We start from the raw sequence: 14,404 nt of genomic DNA on the forward strand, positions 1-14,404 counted from the left end.
TCTGTCCGCGGCAAAAAAGTTCGGGCAAAAGATAGCAGAATTCCTTAAATTAGCCATTCTTACGCATGGCTGATTTATCTATAGTAACTCCCATAGAATACCTCAAAGGTGTAGGTCCGCAAAAGGCGGATGTGCTAAAAAAAGAGCTCCAGCTGTTCACGATCGGTGATCTGCTGCAATATTATCCTTTTCGGTATATTGACCGCACGGCGTTTCACAAGATCCGCGAGCTCCATGCGCAGATGGTGGGTGCACAAGTTGTCGGGCGGCTCATCAGTGTGCAGGAAGTCGGCGAGAAACGTGGAAGGAGACTGATTGGACAGTTTCGTGATGACACAGGAAGTATGGAACTGGTATGGTTCCAAAGCCTTTCCTGGTTAAAGAAAAGCCTTACGCCCGGATCAGCGTATATTGTCTATGGAAAGCCGTCAGAATTCAATGGGCAAATTTCCATGACGCATCCTGAGATGGAACTCTTCAATGCACAGGAGAAAAAAGTCGGCAACCTGACTATGCAGCCGGTCTATTCGTCGACTGAGAAACTCAAGAAATTTAATCTGGACACCAAGGGAATCCAGCGACTACAGCAGACCGCCTTGGAAACGGTCTACAGGAGTCTACGGGACCCCTTGCCCGATTATATCCTGCAGAAGCATCATTTGCTGGCTTACCCGCAAGCCCTGCTCTCCATCCATTTTCCACAAAACGTGGACGATCTCAACCGGGCAATACGCCGTCTGAAATTCGAAGAATTATTCTTCATTCAGCTCCGGCTTCTACGCAATAAACAACTCAATACACAAAAATACCGCGGACATCGTTTTGATAAGGTCGGCAACAAGTTTAACACCTTTTTCAATGAACGCTTGCCGTTCCCCCTTACCCAGGCACAGAAGCGGGTCATTAAAGAGATACGTCTCGACACCAACACAGGAGCGCAGATGAACAGGCTGGTGCAGGGAGACGTAGGATCCGGGAAGACGGTTGTGGCCCTTATGTCGATGCTCCTGGCGATCGACAATGGCTACCAGGCTTGTATGATGGCGCCTACCGAGATACTCGCCCAGCAGCATTTTTCGGGCGTGTCTGCACTGCTGGGAGAAGGAATCTGCACAGTAAGGTTACTTACCGGTTCTACTCCGGCAAAGGAGAGACGGATTATTCATCAGCAACTGGAAGATGGAACACTCGACATACTGATTGGGACACACGCACTCATTGAAGATAAGGTCAAATTTAAAAATATCGGTTTTGTGGTCATCGACGAACAACACCGCTTTGGTGTTGAACAACGTGCGAAGCTATGGCGTAAAAACGTCATACCTCCACATATGCTCGTCATGACAGCTACGCCTATTCCCCGTACATTGGCCATGACCATGTATGGCGATCTGGACATCTCCGTAATTGATGAGCTTCCCGCGGGACGAAAACCGATAAAAACGGTTCATTTCTTTGAGAACCAGCGTCTGCGTGTCTTCGGCTTTATGCGCGACGAGATCGCCAAGGGCCGGCAGGTGTATGTCGTCTATCCGTTGATTAAGGAAAGCGAAAAGATGGACTTGCTTTACCTGGAAGCCGGATTGGAAAACCTGCAACGCGAATTTCCCCTGCCTACCTATAAAATCAGTATCGTTCACGGAAAAATGCCCGTAAAGGATAAAGATTTCGAAATGCAGCGTTTCGTCAAGGGAGAAACACAAATTATGGTCGCCACGACGGTCATTGAAGTGGGCGTCAATGTTCCAAACGCGTCTGTTATGGTGATTGAGAACGCCGAGCGGTTCGGCCTGTCCCAGCTGCATCAGCTGCGGGGACGGGTAGGGCGCGGGGCCGAGCAGTCCTTCTGTATCCTCATGTCGGGCAATAAGCTCAGCAAGGAAGGGCGGACACGCCTAGAGACGATGGTCCGGACATCAGATGGCTTTGAAATAGCTGAAGTTGACCTCCAGCTTCGTGGACCAGGCGACATTTCAGGCACCCAACAGTCCGGCGTCCTGGAGATGAAGATAGCTAATCTTGCGTCTGATCAAGCTATTCTCATGGAAGCACGGAATAGTGTTATTGAGATCTTCAAGGAAGATCCCTCTCTGTCCGCTGAAAAAAACATCCTGCTAGCACATTATCTTAATCAACGGTCTCCCGGCATTTCGTGGGATAAGATTTCCTGATACATTATCCTCCTTCGCTGACAAGTTGGAGATGACCATATAACTTGTTGAGCACCTCACAGGGGTCCGCATCGATTGCTTTCGCAATAAGGTATAATTCTTCTGCCCTCAGATGTGACGAAGTGTTTAATGAAAGTTCATTTATACGGGCTTTACTCAGCCCCGTCCGTCTGGCTACCATCGATTTATTTACGGATCGCTTTGCTAAAAATTCACCTAACGCTGTCATGATATCTATCAAATGGTTTGCTTAAAACTACTGAACGTATAGAAAAAACATACAAATAATTTCGTTATTGAAAGTTAATTTATACATTTGTATAGGCTAACTATACAAATAACAACTTTTATAGATCAAATTATGGCAATAGACGAACAGATTTTAGTAGAACGGCTGATCCAACGAATAGATCTGGATCGCATTTTTCTTTTCTCTTACTCCTTTTTGGGCAAAGAACAACAGCACTTGATTTTGGTCATGAAACCGGAGGATGGTGTTTCTCCAAAGGTGATGAAACCCGTCATCGAGCTTTGCCTTATCGATATGGAGGGGTTATCTTTTGAATTGATTCCCTTCGGAGAATGGCGCAACAAAGTTCGTCATGGGGGGATTTACTATGCTTACGCTTCGCTGCCACAGCATGAAATGTACCGGTCGCCGCGTAAGGCCACAAAATCGCTTACCGTTCATGAGATTGGTGGTATTATGGAATTAGCGAATCAATGGCAAGTGAAGATGAAAAAGGAAGGGGAGGAATTTCGGGAAGGGGCGTTGAAGTTTGCCGAGCATGGTAATTATCTGAAAGCGACCTTTATGGTACATCAAAGTTTGCAATCGTTCTTGCGTTTGCCACAGGCTATGATACAGGGCAATGCGAATAATCAGCACAATCTGGAGAACAGAATGCGAACCCTAAGCACCTATATCCCAGCATTCAAATCGGTTTTGTTGAGCGAAGCTTTTATGGACGTGGAAACCTTTCGACTACTTGACAAGTGCTATCATGCCGTGAAGCAAAATAGAGATTTGGACATATCGGCATTCGACGCGTCCTATCTATACGATAAATGTTGTGAAATCTCGAAAGCAATAGAGATGCTCTATCAGTTCTTCTTGGATGCGTTGAAGGCCGAACAGCAGGCACGTTTGGAACAGGTCGCACAACAGACACAGATAATGGAAGAAAAGAAGAACGCAACACCAGTTACAGCAAATGCCGGCGGTACGACACATATAAGATGCGAAGACTTCTCCGGTTTTCCTTGGCCGCAACGATACAAGGATGACGTACATGCACTGTTGGATAAGATTCGTGGCAACCACAACCCTGAACAGATGACTCTATTGAATTACCATACCGGTGGCTTTTCGGGCAGTAGTCCATTCCGCTTGGAAGGCGGTGAAGAGCGAGCGGGTGTGAAGGTAGAGCTCTATCTCGTCGTACTAATGAAGAATACAGGGCCTTTTACCTTTAAAACTATGCAGGTGGGTGTAGCGAGTGCGATGGTGGTTTTTCTAGATCTTAAGTATGTGGAAAGAGGTTTGGCTGAAGGAAACAGGTTTGTACATACGGTATGGACGAAGGGGCACGTCCTGCGACGGAAGTCGACTTTTGAGCCTGCTTTTGAATTAGGGGACATCGATTGGCGACAGGAAGGGGAACGTGCGGATAAGCTATGGAAAAGAGGCAAGACAGTCCTGGATAATTTAGTCAGTACGGCTAGAGATGCACAGCCTCTTTTTATTGACTCCGGCCTTTTGATGTTACGTCATATATTGGAAATTGGTGCACATAGCTTTCTACGGGTAGCCATAGACTACATACCGAAAACGAAGAATCTCGACGAGCTACTGGATTGGACAGATGTCGTCGGCCGACAGCTATCGGACTACTTGTTGGATAAAAGTGAGATTCAAGGTCAAATGTTGCACCTCATTCTTCATCCCAAAACGCTGTGGTGGAATCCGGATATACTGGATTCCTTGGAAGAAATAACACCAGACTTCTGTCGCCTGCAGGCGGAGAAGTTGGTTGATCTGTTTGATCGGCTCTGCTGTGGTGCTATTGAAAAAACTAAAAAGCAAGCAATCAGCGCAACCGAGCGCGACTCCTTATTACCTACGGCAGTGGAAGCTGCACAGGATAATAGTTAAAAGCAATCCAAATAAAAGTCCGCTGGAAGCCGTACTCCCATGGCATCTGATACGGTATCCCTGTTGGACTTTATTATAAACTGAATAAACAGAAAGCTACCTGCTGGGCAGATCCTTCGGAGCCCAAGGTGCCCTCGCAGGTATGCTTTTTAAAAACCTAAAAAAATGGAAGAATTACATGATGTGAATGGTGCTCGAAAGACGCGTATAACGTGCTCTCCACTATACTGCGGATTCATCTACTGTATGATGATGAACCGTATCAGCCGTGGCTATACCAGCGACGAGCTCACATTTCTTATAGGGCAGGATGATCATTTTATTTCAAATATAGAATCCCTTACATCCATAGATTTCAGTATGGATCTCTACGGCAGTTTACGTCAAGTGTTTCGACACCCGAACTTTCTGCTACATGAAGGGCAGGTTCGCGAAGAGATTGAACATGAGATGTGTACCTGGCAGGACGAAACGGCGATATACCACCGTATGGAGCGATATGTCAATGAACGAGAAACCGTGACGGTTTTTCAACTGGTAGAAGAGCATCCTGGCTACGCCGATCATTTTACCAATTCGGTTAATATGGAGATAGAAGGCTGCCGGGAAGTGCTACGCTTGCTGATAAAAGAAGGAATATTTAACAAACCCATTCCGCCGAATGATCTGCACAATCATGTAGAATCTATCTTAGAGATGCGTATAAAACCACGTCATCTCCAAACAGAACTTGGTAGGCTTTGGGGAAGAAAAGGAAAGGCGCCAATTAAAAGGACGAAAAAAAGAAGCTATGGATATAAATATGTACTGCATCCCGGTGTATCTATAGCGGATGCAATCACCTTTACAAAACAACAATTTAATAGGCTATGAATAAAATTGAAACCGAATTTCTGGATGTACCTATGGATTTCCGGATTGCATGTGAAGCTTTTGGCATTCGGGTTGCAGACTTCTTACAGCTCATTATTCGCCACGTTACGTTTGCACATCTGTTTATGCATGATGAGAGCGAATATGATCTCGCCACGAAAGCGTTTGTGCAGTCAGACGATAAAATAGCAAAAGCGCAACCGGATTTAAAAGGTAAACAAAAGTTGGGACAACACGCGAATGCTGCCATCCCCCACATTCAGAGCTTGGTAAAACTCTCGATGAACAGAAGCTACAGCAAATCGATGAAACGCGACAAGGGCAGAAAAATAACAGATAAACTCTATCGAGTCTGTTCGCCCCACATCAAGTATAAGCCTCACTTGTATCTGGATGAAGAGACAAAGCTGACACTCACGAAAGACTTCTTGTTGGTGTGCATGCTCCATCAATTTTCACCTACGGTATATATCAATGCTTTAATGCGGTGCATCTCGCTGGCGGACCTATATGCTCGCCAACACCTGGATAAAATAGTATATAACGCTGCACTCGGATTTTATATACGGGTACAGCACGGTTACGGTAAGTTAATAGATAGAGACCATATCAATACATTAGGTTTCAAAGACTTTATCTTAGACTTACAGGAGTTTGATGTCCGCTATTTTTTTATCCAGGATTTAGATCGAAGGAGAGCTGTTTACCGCACAAGATTAGAAGAAATTTTTGAAGAAAAAATAAACCAATACTATGATGGAGAATAAGATAAGTAAATTGGATTTCAAACCCGATTTCCTACAAGCCTGTGAAATATTTGACCTGGAGCCGCACGATGTGCTGCAAAAATTTATAGATAATGTATGTATTCCGTATTTCATTGCCAACCCGATGAACCCCGACCGATGGGCAAATAACTTTATGATACAGTGCGTATTGCCCCGACTGGAAAGTGAGGAACTATTGGAGCGATATGCGGTATTTTTCGATCGTATCACGGAAGCTGTATTAAATGATATGAAAAACAAGGAACAGGTTGCAAGAGAGATCATGGATGAATGGCATAAAGCTGTTCTTGAGGACCGCATCGAGGACGTTATGAAACCCAATAACGCATCAAGTTGACACTACAAGTCTGAAAACAAAATAATAAAGTCCGCAGGGTACTAAAATTTGGAATCTGGCGCGGTACTCCTGCCGGACTTTAATATCGAACTGAACAAAGTCACAACCCTCCTCTCTTGTATATCTCACTTAATACTAGGGGTAACTTGACAAGAAACTCCCGAATAGCGATGTAATCGTGATCTAAAGGGAGTTCTTCCATATTATCTTCAGTATAATCCCGACGTTGAAGAAGATCGTCCAGCACTGTAAGCCATTCTTTGCATGACTTGAACCCATAGAAGGCACACAAGGACTTTGCAGGAAAAGCGCTACTGTCTTCTATTTCAGCGTCAAATACTTCTTGACAATTGTATTGAAATACATCCGCTTTCGCCATAGGTTTTAGCTTATATTTTCTCAAAATAACAAACCCAACTTCAATCATCTGTGCAAGGTGATTAAACATAAATCCATATTCAAAAGTGGTACTTGTTCGCATGGGTGGATAAAGGGAACTATTGATCAGATAATTGAAATTATTCGACCAATTTAATCCCCATTGCTGGACGACTTCTTTGAGAAAACGGTCGGGATCCTTCACGTACTCCTTTCTTAAGTAGCGAAAATGTTTTGTTTTTAACTTCTTTTGCGTACTTTTCATCCTAAATCAGTTTACCGAGGTGTTTAGATATTTTTTTATATTCAACACAACTAATATAAGATAATAAAATATCTTACTAAAATTTTTAGATAAAAATGTCGAATATTAAAGAACGGGTATTACAGATCGCAGAACGGAAGAAAATCAGCAAAACAGATTTCTTCAAGGACTTGGGGCTTTCCTACGCTAATTTTAAAGGGCCTCAAAAGAGCACGGGGCTAAATTCTGACGCGGTGGCTACTATTCTATCTAAGCATCCGGATATCAACCCGACGTGGCTCGTCATTGGAGAGGGCCCCATGTATCGTCATGAGGGTGAGATTGTTCGGGAAGAGGAGGCGCGTTATAACGAACCGGTGGTTGTGAACGAAATTGAGCAGACACTGATCGATGCTCTTAAGCTCGTCATATCCTCGCAGGAAAAAACAATATCTTCCCTTGAAAAGCAGGTGACCATTTTGGAGAATACAATACGGATCCTTCAAGGTAAATAACCTGTCGCCGTACCGTCGACGACCTAGCAGAACGCCGGTATCGTTCCCTCCCCCGGACCCTACACGAGATAAAAATGAAAATCGCCTTACACGCCCCACATACCGTCTGAAGAAAAACCATTATCTTTGCAAGCTTGTTCTATCAACACAAGTCACAGGAAACGACAACAATACATGAGAAAAACAAAAATATACGATACAGCACTTAAACCCGAAACAGCATTACTCGTTTCGGTGATCACACCGGACATTTCAGAACAAAACGCAAAAGATTACCTTCAAGAATTGGAGTTTCTTGTGCAAACGGCAGGGGGAGAAGTAAAAGGTGTTCTCACGCAAAAATTAGCAAAGCCGGAACATGCCACTTTCGTGGGGTCTGGTAAGCTGGAAGAAATACGACAGTACGCGGATGCCGAAGAGATTGACATGATCGTGTTTGACGACGAGCTATCACCCTCGCAGCTCCGTAACATAGAACGCGAACTCAAACGTAAAATCTTAGATCGTTCCAACCTCATCTTGGACATCTTCGCCAAGCACGCGCAAACTGCACAGGCAAAGACTCAGGTCGAACTGGCCCAGCTGCAGTACCTGCTTCCTCGGCTAACCCGCATGTGGACCCACTTGGAACGTCAACGGGGGGGGATCGGTATGCGCGGTCCGGGAGAATCCCAAATCGAAACTGATAGACGGATTATCCTCAACAAGATATCCTTACTGAAAGAACGGCTAAGGGTTATTGACAAGCAGAATGAAACCCAACGTAAAAACCGAGGCGAACTTATCCGTGCAGCTCTTGTAGGCTATACCAACGTCGGGAAATCAACAATATTGAACATGATCTCCAAGTCGGATGTACTCATGGAAAATAAACTGTTTGCGACGCTGGATACAACGGTAAGGAAAGTGGTCATCGACAACCTACCTTTCCTGCTTTCGGATACAGTAGGGTTTATCCGCAAATTGCCTCACCATTTGGTGGAATCTTTTAAATCTACCTTAGACGAGGTGCGCGAAGCGGATGTACTTATACATGTAGTGGATATTTCCCACCCTAACTTTGAAGATCATATTGCCGCCGTAAACGAAACACTAAAAGACATCGATGCTTTGAACAAACCTATTATTACGGTTTTCAACAAGATAGATGCTTATAAACCTCCCGTGGCGGTCGATGAGAACGGTGAAGAAGTGAAGGTAACACTTGAGGATTTTAAGAACTCCTGGATGGCCAAAAACTCCGATCCGGCGATTTTTCTGTCGGCAACCGAGAAAACCAATATCGAGGAATTCAAACAAAAATTATACGAAATTATCTCCGAAATGCATACAGCAAGATATCCGTATAACAATCTGTTGTATTGACCATGAACAAACAAGTACACTTTATAGATTGGGGGCTGACCGATTACCAAGAAGCATGGGATCGCCAGGAGGAGATATTTACCAGAACGGTAGCTGTCAAGAACGAGAACCGCATAAACGGTACCGCCGGCTCCACGCCCAACCACCTGATCTTTACCGAGCATCCCCACGTATATACATTGGGAAAAAGCGGTCACGAAGAATATTTACTGCTGGATGAAGCAGGACTGAAAGAGAAAAACGCTACCTTTTATAAAATTAACCGTGGCGGTGATATCACTTACCATGGCCCTGGACAAATTGTCGGCTATCCTATCTTGGATTTAGACAATTTCTTTACCGATATACACCTCTATCTACGTACGTTGGAGGAGGCGGTGATACGCACCTGCGCGGGGTACGGCATAAAGGCCGGCCGTTATGAAGGATATACCGGCGTTTGGATTGATGCTGACAACGGCAACGCCCGTAAAATATGTGCGATGGGCGTACGCGCCTCTCGATGGGTAACTATGCACGGATTCGCCTTTAATGTGAACGTGGACCTCAGCTATTTTGGGCATATCATCCCTTGCGGAATCGACGATAAAGATGTCACATCTCTGGAGCGCGAACTGGGAAGAAAGCTCGATGTCGAAGAGGTAAAATATACGCTAAAGCAGCATATTGCGGATCTTTTCGGGATGGAACTGATCGGGGGGTAATAGCATTATAAGGGCAGATAGCAGATGATTATAAGCCGTAAAGTCGTTGAGGGAAGCTAATGGCGGATAGCAGAGGCTATAAGTCGTAAAGTCGTTGATTTGTAAAGGCGTGAAGTTGTTTTGATAGCCACGAGCATCATCTAACCATTCTAACTCATTTAACTTTTCTAACCCCTAATAGTAGCCGTAAAACCGTTGATCTGTGAAGGCGTTGAGGGAAGCTAATGGCGGATAGCGGATAGCGGATAGCAGATGGCAGATGGCCATAAGCCGTAAAGTCGTTGATTTGTAAAGAGTACTTCATTCTAACTCTCTAACTCCACCTAACTATTCTAACCCCTAATCCCTAACTCCTAACCCCTAGTTTCTCAATACTCAAATCTCACTTCTAACATCTAATGTCTAACTTCTGACTTCTCCATACTCACTACTCCTTCCATTGTCTATCCTTCGACAATGTCAGGCTGAGCTCGTCGAAGCCCACGACCGACGGCGCAAACAGGTCGCTCACGTCGAACAGTTCTGTTTCCTGATATCGGGTCGCGATCGATAGTTTGATATCCGTACAATAGGGAGCAAATGTCAAGCGAACACATTCGACGCTGTTATTTTCGCCGGATAGATGCGATAAAACCAGATGCCGCAACCGGCTGGTCCGGTGTTCCACGAATGTTTCCAAGGCGATACGGTTAGATAGGTGTCCCCATCCGCTCCGGATACGGTTCTTCAGAAAAAAGGAATAGCGCCCGCTTTCCAGCATGTCTTCATCGTAATTTGCTTCCAGCAGTAAGACATCAGTGTGCCGGATAACATGTTTAACGTTGTCACAGGGCCGGCCCAGATCTGTCAACACGCCAATATTTGTTGCGCCATCAGATACCACAAAGCTACATGGTTCTTTCGCATCGTGGTATTTAGGAATACCATACACGGTCAGGGTGCCGATCCGGACCGTTGCGTTGGGCAAGATGATATGCACAAGATGTTCGGGTAAATGCAGGCGGGAGCCTTTGTACGATCCAGCCGTAATATACACCGGAATCTGGTATCTTTTGCAGAAAACGGCCAGCCCCCGAATGTGGTCGGTATGCTCGTGTGTAATAAATATGGCTTTAACCGATGCAGGCGAGATGCCCAGATTGGCCATCCGCAACTCAACGTGCTTCGTATTGATACCTACATCGATCAACACGGCGTCCGCTGCGTTGGCTATATAATAACAGTTGCCATTGCTGCCTGAGGCTATTGCGCAGTACTTCATATTAACACTCCGGTAAGCTGAGAGGAACTTTAATCGCCAATCCACCGTCGGCTGTTTCCTTATATTTAACATTCATATCCTGAGCGGTCTCCCACATCGTGCCGACCACAGCGTCTAAGCTTACCTTTGCTTTATCCGGATTCGAGTTCAGTGCCAGCTGCGCCGCTGTAATAGCCTTTACGGCTCCCATGGTGTTCCGTTCGATGCACGGAATCTGCACCAGTCCCCCGATAGGGTCGCAGGTCAGTCCTAAATGATGTTCCATGGCAATCTCCGCAGCCATGAGCACCTGTCGCTGCGACCCACCCAGACATTCTGTTAATGCGGCCGCTGCCATTGCCGAGGACACACCAATTTCGGCTTGGCATCCGCCCATCGCTGCAGATATGGTTGCTCCTTTTTTAAAGATGGAGCCGATCTCCGAAGCCGTAGCTATAAACTGCATAATCTTATCTTCCCGATAGCCATCATGAAACACGATGAAATATTGAAGTACTGCAGGGATCACGCCAGAGGCGCCATTTGTCGGAGCTGTCACGACACGGCCGAAAGACGCGTTTTCTTCGTTCACCGACAACGCAAAACAGCTGACCCAATCCAAAATATAGGCAAAATCGTTTCCCCCCTCCCGTATTGCATTTATCCAAGAATCATAGTCGTGATAAGTCCGCCCTGTTAATAAGCGGGTGTTCATCTTTGCTGCCCGACGTTCCACGTGTAAACCGCCCGGTAACACCCCCGTCGTATGACACCCTTTATAAATGCAATCTTTTATCGTATGAAAGATATGCATGATTCCCGCTTTAGTCTCTTCTTCCGGTCGCCAGGCCATTTCATTCTCTATGACCAATTCGGATATCTTCAGCCCTGTCCTCATACACCAAACCATCAGCTCCTGTGCCGTGTCGACCGGAAATGGCAGATCGACTTCGCTCAGTACACCTTCAGCATCATTTTCTTGTACGACAAAGCCGCCGCCGATAGAATAGTACGTCTCTGAAACTGCTGTCCCGTCATGTAGAAAAGCCTGGAAGGTGACAGCGTTCGGATGAAATGGCAAGCTTTCCGTATAAAGAAACATAAGATCTGTCGTATAGGAAAACGCGACGGTCTTTTCACCTCCTAAAACAATCTGCTTTGCTCTTTTGATTTCTTCGACTTTGGGCAGCACCTGATGTACGTCGAACGTTACGGGATCATCGCCGCTAAGCCCCAACAACACCGCAATGTCTGTCCCGTGTCCGATTCCAGTCTTCGCAAGAGAGCCATATAGCAGAATATTCACTCCTTCGACGACGCCAAAGAGGTCTTTATGCCGCAAGACCTCTACGAAGCGCTGCGCCGCACGCCACGGCCCCAAAGTATGCGAACTGGACGGTCCGATACCGACTTTAAACATATCAAAAATAGAGATGCGTTCTTTACCCATTTACGAAATTTAAGCACCACAAAAATATCGTTTAATGTGTAAAAATCGTGTATTATTTGCCCTAATTTTTAAGCACATCCGTTGCCAATATACTAATTATTAGCACGTTCGCTTGCCAATTTTGTATACGAGTGCGTTAGGTCCATTCCCGGGATTTGGGGTTACGAACTTGCTGTACACTATAGCGCCTTCATTGTCCGAAAGACGGAGGCTTCGACGGAGCCTGTGCTGAGCCCGCCCAAGTGATCATAGTGACATTAAAGCTAATAACGTATAACGGGTCGATTAAGAGTTAAATGAGCTCGCGTGGTTAAGAGGGGAGCTCTCATTTAGTCTAACCCTTTTAACTTTATCTACCTACAATACGAATACGCACAACAAATAAGTATAACGACCTACAGTCCCATTCCATATCGGAACTGCTTGTTTATGTCGACCGGAAGCTTACCCTTTGACCGGACTTGCCCGAGCAACACCTTGAGCGCTGCTTTCTGCATAAAGGGTTCATTCTGATAGCCGAGGATAATCGAGCCGCTACGCTCGACCGGTAGGTTGTCCAACACGTAAGGGTTCGTAAACATAACGGTTATCGTGCGACGGCCGGCGATTTTTTCGATAAATGATCGCGCGGCTTCATTTAGGTCGGACTCACTGCGCGGACGCGCCCGATTATCGTGAATCGCCACCACCACCTGATCGTATCTGCGCACCTCCTTCAACAGGTCCTTCAAGTCGTCTTCCGTTTCTTTTCCAGTGACAAAAAACTGTTTCCCATCCGCAAGCTGTAGAGCGATGCCCTTTTCAAAGTCCTGCGCTTGTGCGATTCCGATCGCGACAATAGCAGTTTCCTTTCTTTTATCAAAGGACTTGATTCTTTTGTCCGATTTAAGCACGGTGACAGAAGCGTCGGCCAAGCGTTGGACGAGCGATTGAGATGAAGGACTATTCAGATCGCTTACCAAGCCACGGACATTTACCGGCCGGTATTGGTTAAGCCCCAGCCAATACTTCGCTGCCAACACCCGCTTTACCCGTTGGTCCAATTCAGCCTGCTTGATTCTTCCGCTTTTTACGGCCCTTTCTACAAGATTAATCGCGCGGGCACTATTTTCCGATACCTCTAGCAGGTCGTGACCGGCCTCAATAGCCATAACATCAGCCTCGCCATTCGGAAAAAACTTTTTGACACCTTTCATGTCCATGGCGTCGGTAACCGCCAACCCTTTAAAGCCAAGGTCCCTTCTCAACAGGTCAGTAACCACCTTACGCGAGATGGACGAAGGGATATTGGGCGTGGCATCCAATGCAGGAATATGCATATGCGCAACCATAACGGCCGGTGCCCCCACTTTGATAAGTTCCCTAAACGGGAACATCTCCAGTGTGTCCAACCGTCTCTTAGAAAAATTCAGTTGCGGAAGATCATGGTGGGAATCGACGTCTGTATCGCCATGACCGGGAAAATGCTTTAACGAAGAGATTATCCCACCGTCCATCAGACCATCCATATAGGCCTTCGCCTTACGCGTCACGTTAAACTTGTTGTCTCCGAATGATCTGAAGTTGATAACAGGGTTTTTGGGATTATTGTTAATATCGACCACGGGCGCGAAATTGAAATGCATCCCGATCCGTTGAAAGTCTTTGGCGATCTGTCTCCCCATTTCATAAATCAGCTGCTCGTTCTGTATGGCTCCAAGCGTCATCTGATATGGATAGGAAACGGTAGAATCGGCCAACCGCATACCCAGCCCCCACTCTCCATCGAACGTAATCAATAGGGGAACCTTACTTAACCGTTGATAACGGTTAAACATCTGCGCATGGCGTACCGGCCCTCCCTGGAAAACCACCAAACCGCCTAACTGCTCCTTCTGGATAACCTGGGCAACGGAGTCAATATACTTTTGTCCCAGATTGGTATGCGCCCGGACAAGAAACAGCTGCGCAATACGCTCCTTGGGAGAAAGGGCATTAAAGACCGAGTCGACCCACCGGTTTTTACTATTGATAAATGTGACAAAATCCGGTTTCCTTTGGGCGTAGGCCGATAGAAAAAACACAGAGAAGAAAAAAAGAAAAAGCAGCTTCCTTATCATATTCAGATCTTTAATGTGCCGAAGTACGTGAAAAAAATTGTCACATCAAAATTTTAGCCCGATTTACGACAGAACATGCACAAAA

13 protein-coding genes are annotated in these 14,404 nt (G+C 45.8%); 8 read left to right on the top strand and 5 right to left on the bottom strand.

Translation table 11 applies throughout. From position 1 onward, the window contains the following. The first annotated feature begins 65 nt into the window (after positions 1-65). The gene (gene recG / locus BC792_RS14145; RefSeq protein ID WP_148909663.1) at positions 66-2,171 is read left to right on the top strand and encodes an ATP-dependent DNA helicase RecG; all 2,106 of its coding nucleotides are present in this window, start codon (positions 66-68) and stop codon (positions 2,169-2,171) included. A gap of 4 nt (positions 2,172-2,175) precedes the next feature. On the opposite strand, the gene BC792_RS14150 is transcribed toward recG, so the two are convergent. Further along, positions 2,176-2,400 (bottom strand): helix-turn-helix domain-containing protein, encoded by a 225-nt coding sequence (locus BC792_RS14150; RefSeq protein ID WP_148909664.1) that lies wholly within the window; start codon positions 2,398-2,400, stop codon positions 2,176-2,178. 132 nt (positions 2,401-2,532) lie between these two features. Between BC792_RS14150 and BC792_RS14155 the strand changes: the two genes are divergently transcribed. From BC792_RS14155 to BC792_RS14170, 4 genes are all read left to right on the top strand, one after another. Beyond that, a complete protein-coding gene (locus BC792_RS14155; protein WP_148909665.1) occupies positions 2,533-4,326 on the top strand; it encodes a hypothetical protein in 1,794 nt (597 codons plus the stop codon). Between the two features lie 165 nt (positions 4,327-4,491). After that, positions 4,492-5,199, top strand: a complete 708-nt coding sequence (locus BC792_RS14160; RefSeq protein ID WP_148909666.1) for a hypothetical protein — start codon at positions 4,492-4,494, stop codon at positions 5,197-5,199. Continuing rightward, the gene (locus tag BC792_RS14165) at positions 5,196-5,966 is read left to right on the top strand and encodes a hypothetical protein (RefSeq protein WP_148909667.1); all 771 of its coding nucleotides are present in this window, start codon (positions 5,196-5,198) and stop codon (positions 5,964-5,966) included. Before BC792_RS14160 ends, BC792_RS14165 begins: the two co-directional genes overlap by 4 nt. Next, complete coding sequence (locus BC792_RS14170) at positions 5,953-6,324, top strand: hypothetical protein (RefSeq protein ID WP_148909668.1); 372 nt, start codon at positions 5,953-5,955, stop codon at positions 6,322-6,324. The genes BC792_RS14165 and BC792_RS14170 overlap by 14 nt, the downstream gene beginning before the upstream one ends. Positions 6,325-6,424: 100 nt before the next feature. Here BC792_RS14170 and BC792_RS14175 read toward each other — a convergent pair whose 3' ends face one another. Further along, positions 6,425-6,967, bottom strand: a complete 543-nt coding sequence (locus tag BC792_RS14175) for a hypothetical protein (RefSeq protein WP_148909669.1) — start codon at positions 6,965-6,967, stop codon at positions 6,425-6,427. 95 nt (positions 6,968-7,062) lie between these two features. Between BC792_RS14175 and BC792_RS14180 the strand changes: the two genes are divergently transcribed. The 3 genes from BC792_RS14180 (at position 7,063) to lipB (ending at position 9,530) form a co-directional block, all read left to right on the top strand. Beyond that, entirely contained in the window at positions 7,063-7,461 is a 399-nt protein-coding gene (locus tag BC792_RS14180) for a hypothetical protein (RefSeq protein ID WP_148909670.1), read from the top strand. Positions 7,462-7,635: 174 nt separating this feature from the next. Next, entirely contained in the window at positions 7,636-8,826 is a 1,191-nt protein-coding gene (gene hflX, locus BC792_RS14185) for a GTPase HflX (protein ID WP_148909671.1), read from the top strand. 2 nt (positions 8,827-8,828) lie between these two features. Then, positions 8,829-9,530 (top strand): lipoyl(octanoyl) transferase LipB, encoded by a 702-nt coding sequence (gene lipB / locus BC792_RS14190; RefSeq protein WP_148909672.1) that lies wholly within the window; start codon positions 8,829-8,831, stop codon positions 9,528-9,530. Positions 9,531-9,957: 427 nt separating this feature from the next. On the opposite strand, the gene BC792_RS14195 is transcribed toward lipB, so the two are convergent. From BC792_RS14195 to BC792_RS14205, 3 genes are all read right to left on the bottom strand, one after another. Continuing rightward, positions 9,958-10,791: an MBL fold metallo-hydrolase gene (locus BC792_RS14195; RefSeq protein ID WP_148909673.1), complete on the bottom strand. Its 834-nt coding sequence runs from the start codon at positions 10,789-10,791 to the stop codon at positions 9,958-9,960. Position 10,792: 1 nt separating this feature from the next. Continuing rightward, on the bottom strand, positions 10,793-12,220 hold the full coding sequence (locus BC792_RS14200) for an L-serine ammonia-lyase (RefSeq protein WP_148909674.1): 1,428 nt from the start codon (positions 12,218-12,220) through the stop codon (positions 10,793-10,795). 395 nt (positions 12,221-12,615) lie between these two features. Next, entirely contained in the window at positions 12,616-14,319 is a 1,704-nt protein-coding gene (locus BC792_RS14205; protein WP_148909675.1) for a glycoside hydrolase family 3 protein, read from the bottom strand. Positions 14,320-14,404 lie beyond the last annotated feature (85 nt).

Source organism: Sphingobacterium allocomposti (assembly GCF_008124885.1).
Lineage (GTDB): Bacteria > Bacteroidota > Bacteroidia > Sphingobacteriales > Sphingobacteriaceae > Sphingobacterium > Sphingobacterium allocomposti.